Origin of the sequence: Streptomyces otsuchiensis (assembly GCF_004305975.1) — a bacterium.
GTDB lineage: Bacteria > Actinomycetota > Actinomycetes > Streptomycetales > Streptomycetaceae > Streptomyces > Streptomyces otsuchiensis.
Genome location: NZ_BHZI01000375.1, coordinates 1 through 4511, shown reverse-complemented (window position 1 = coordinate 4511; position 4511 = coordinate 1). Strand labels below are relative to the sequence as shown.

1 protein-coding gene is annotated in these 4511 nt (G+C 72.5%); it reads right to left on the bottom strand.

What is annotated here, in order from left to right:
• On the bottom strand, positions 1-4511 hold a 4511-nt coding region (locus E0D90_RS26820), incomplete at both ends, for a hypothetical protein (protein ID WP_227870449.1).

The following is a 4511-nucleotide window of genomic DNA, read 5'->3' as shown; positions in this document are numbered from 1 at the left end:
CGCGCGGGGTCGGCCGCACGCAGCTGCTCACCGAGCTGGAAGAGCCCCATCAGCTCCGCGAACCGCGTGCGGTCGCGGGTCAGTTCGCGGCCGTAGACCTCGGCGAGCGGAAAGCCCCACTGCTGCGAACCGTCCATCTGTTCCCAGAGAGACCGGAAGGCGTCGAGGCCCTCGTTCTCCGCGGCGGTGGCGGCGAGCGGGTTGTCGCCGGGCGGCGTCGGGAACAGGGGTGGGGTCGTGCCGTCGGTCGCCGCGCTGCCGGTATCGGCGGTGGTCCGGTCGCCGTAGAGGCGCTTGAGCAGCGCCACCATGGGCTCCGGCATGGCTTCGGCGGCCCACCGCGCGCCGTTTCTGCGCTCCCCTCGGGCGAAAGGGTCGACGCCGTGGTTGGTGCCGATCCAGGCGCCGGTCAGCTCGGCGAAGAACTCGTGGACGTTGCTCGCGGAGTAGTTGACCTCGCTCCAGGTGCCGTCGGTGTTGAACCTGCGGTACTCGCCGTTGGGCCAGGGGGCGCCGGTGCCCCGCTCCGCCTCGATGATCTTGTCGGTCCGCGCGTACTCGTCGGGGGCACCCCGCACCGCGTCGATGGCCGCCTCGATGCGGTCGCGGCGCTCCTTCTCGATCGCGCGGAACGCGTCGTACGTCTCCTGGATCACTTTGCCGGCAGTGGCCAGCTGCTCGTCGGTGCCCCGGTAGGAGAGCAGCGCGTTGTGCACGGCGTGGCCGGCCTCGTGCGTGAGGAGCGAGAAGCCCTCGGGGGCCTCCTGGAAGTAGGAGCGTTCGCCCAGCAGGTTCTCCTCGCCCAGGATGACGGTGGTCTGGGTGGTCGCCCCGCGGATCGAGCTCCAGGGGATGTCGGACGCCACCTGGTTCCTGCGCCGCGACAGGTGGCCGGGAGCGGTGTCGTTGAGAGAGATGCCGCGGGCCATGACCAGAAAACGGGTCCCGCGCCCGAGGAGCATGTCGATCACGTCGTGGTTGTCGCGGAGGATGTCGGCGAGGCGGCGGCGGGCTGCGTGGCGGGCGGCGGCGGGGCGTTCGACGCCGGGGGCGAGGTGCAGCATCAGGGCTGCGGCGGCCTCGCTGAACTGTGGGGGCGTCAGCTGCGCGCGCAGCGCGGCGACCCGCGCGGAGTCGCCGGCGTAGACGGCGCGTTCGTCACTGCTCAGCCGGCCGATCTCGGCGATCGCCTCGTGGCTCTCCGGCTGGTACAGCCGCGGATCGCGCGGTTTCGCGCGCCGCCGTGCCGGTGCGGCGGGCTGCGTCGAGGGCCCCGCGTCCATCGCGTTCATCGTGCGATGGACCCCGAACTCGTGGTCGGCGAGTCCGTCGAGCAGTGCGATCGCGGCGGCTACGGGGGTGGTCCCGGACGCCATGGTGGCCCGATGGCTGGTGACGCGCGCATGGAAGTCGGCTGCGGAGAGCGGCGGCGCGGTCGGGCTGACGCTGAGCCTGCTCCGTTCCAGCGCGGCGAAGCCGTGCATCCGCTTCTCGAACTCGTCGTTCCGGGCCGGATTGGTGTCGATGTCCCGGCCGAACAGCTGGCGTGAGGCCCGCACCCAGCGCAGGACACGTTCGTCGGCGCGCTGCACCGGCCCGAGCGCGGTCAACGTCTTGATCGCCGCGATCCGCAGCGAGTTGGGTTCCGGACGCACCTCCACTGGTGTCGGCGGCCGTCCGGGCGCCGAGGGCTGGGGCACGAAGACGATGCTGCTCGTCGCGTTGGCCAGGAGCTGGGCGGGTAGCGGCGACGTCAGCGGGTCCGGCGACGTCAAGTGGCCCAGCTCGGGCCAGAGCAGCAGGATGCCCGAGTGGTTGGGGAGGTCGCGCAGGATCTGGGTGCGTCCCAGCAGCTCCACCGTCTGTGCCGGCGTGGCGGGCCAGGGGCGCTGGTCGCCGCGGACGTGGAGCATCGGCTGCGCATTCGCCCCGTCGCCGATGAGGACGAACGGCGGTGGCGTACCGGTGGTGCCCCGGGTCGACTGGAGATGGTGGGTCACCGCGGTCGTCCACTGGGTGATCATCGCGGCCGGCACCCGCTGGTTCGGGGCGAGGTTGCGGCCCACCTGGTGCTGGCCGTCGTTCGACAGCAGCGGCCGGCTGAGGAAGCGGGAGTCGGCGAAGACGGTGTTGTTGACGAGTGTCAGCGACCCCTGTGCGGCGACGGCGGACGAGGGGGGATCGGTGGGCACCCACTGCGCACCCCGGGCCAGGGTGAGCGCGGAACGGCTCGGGTCCCCGGCGGAGGGACGGTAGTCCAGGCCGTCGCTGGACCAGACGCGGACGTCGGTCGCCTTGGCGAGCGCGATGGCGAGGCGCTGGCCCGGGTCGGGCCGGGTCAGCACGAACGCGGCGGGCATCCCGCTGTCGCGTTCCGGGTCGCCCGCGACCAGTTCGACGAGGACGGCCAGGCTGACCTCCTCGGTGCGGACGCGGTAGCGGCCCTCAGCAGTGCTCATGACGTCGACGGCCTCGGGCGGCTGCCGCCACGGCGCGGGCCGGCGTTCCACGGTGCCGTCGGCCCGCAGCGCCGCCGTCTCGTCCAGCCTGAGGGCGGTGGGCGGGCGGCTGAGCGAGCGGCCCTGGGCGCTGCCGTCGGCCGCGCGCAGCTCCGTGCCGGCGAGGACGTCCATGCTGTGCAGCCGCACCGCGGCCACCTCGGTGAGGGTCTTGACGCTGTCCGTGCGGCCGTCGCGGATCGATTCCAGCGCCTCGGTGACGTGCGCGGGCGTGAGGTCGCCGCTGTGGCGCTGGAGTACCTCGCGGACGAGCGAGTCGAGGTCGGCCGGGCGCGGCCCGTGCGCCGGGTCGGCGGCGCGCAGCCGCTCGCCGGCCGTGAACAGTTCCCTGTAGTCGGCGAGCCGCGCCTGGTCGGAGCGCAGGCCCGGACCGAAGACGTCGGTGAGCTGTGCCAGCCACCGCTCGTTCGCTTCGATCCTGGCCCAGAACTGCCCGGCTTGCTCGAACCTGGCGTTGTCGGCGCGGACGCTCGGCATCGGGTTGTCGTCGGGGATGTCGAGGGAGCCGGGCACCACGTTCCCGCCGTCGTCCCGGGCGGGTTCGACCCGGTGGCCGTAGAGGAAGGTGAGCAGCTTGACCATCGCGGGCCGGTAGTTGGCACGCACCCAGTCCGAGCCGTTGTTGCGGGGCTCGGTGGTGTAGCCGTCGTTGCCGTGGTTGGTGCCGAGCCAGGCCATGCTCAGTTCGGCGAAGAACTCCTTGACATTGCGCGCGGAGTAGTTCTCAGTGCTCCACTGACCGTTCTCGCTGAAGGTCCGGAATTCGCCGTTCGGCCAGGCGGCGCCCTCGCCCCGGTGCGCGGCGATGACGGCCCGTGTCCGTGCGATCTCGTCGGGCGCCCCGCGGAAGGCGGCGACCTTCTGCTCGATGCGGGCGGTCCGCGCGTTCTCCTTCGCCATGGCCGCGTCGAACGCCGACTGGATGACCCGCATTCCGGTGGTGTAGAGCTTTTCCGGCCCCTGGTAGTCGCGCAGGATGTTGTGAATCGCGTGGGCCGTCTCGTGGGCAAGTACGGACTGACCGGGCTGGTACTGCTGGAAGTACGAGCGTTCGCCGACGAGGTTCTCCTCACCGACCATCACCGTCCGGTTGTTGGTGACGCCCCGGACGGCGTCCCAGTCGACGCCATCGGTCTTCTCGGTGCGCAGCTGGCGGTGGACCGGCGCGGTGGCCCTCAGCGATTGGGACCGTGCCATGACGACGAAGCGGACCTTCGCGCGGAGCATGAGGTCGGCCAGGCCGTGGTTGCCGCGGAGGATGTCGGCGAGGCGGCGCCGGGCCACGTGGCGGGCGGCGGCGGGGCGTTCCACGCCGGGGGCCAGGTGCAGCATGAGAGCGGCGGCGGCCTCGCTGAACTGCGGAACGGTCAGCCGCGCCCGGAGTGCGGCGACGCGGGCGGGGTCGCTCGCGTACACGGCGCGTTCGTCGCTGCTCATCCGGCCGATCTCGGCGATCGCCTCGTGGCTCTCCGGCTGGTACAGGCCCGGGTCGACGGGCTCCCAGCCCGGCTCGCTCGGCGAGTCGGCCATGGGGGAGTCGCCGTCGGAGTCCGTCTGTATCGGGTGGGGTGCGGCGGAGCGGTGCGGCACGCCGGAGGCCAGTCCGTGGGTGCGGGCCTCGTCCATGTCGTTGCGGAGCAGCATGGTCCGGATCTCGGCCGGGTCGATTGCCGCTCTGTGCGCGACTCCGGTCTGGTTCTCCAGCCAGGTGCGTGTCTCCTGGACCAGCACGTCCCACGTCAGCGGCGGGGCGGTGCTGTCGGCGGCGAGGCGGAGGCGCTCGGTGGCGGCGAGCCCGTGCAGCAGCGGCCGGAACTCGGCGGCGCGTCCGGGGTTCGTGTCGATGTCCGCCCCGTGCAGGTGGCGGAGGGCCCGCACCCAGCGCGTCACGCGCTCATGCGCGTCGGGGACCGGACCGAGGGCGGTCAGCGTGACGTACTCGGCGAGCCTCTGGCTGTCCGGCTCGGGGTGGTAGGTGCGGACGGTGGGGGG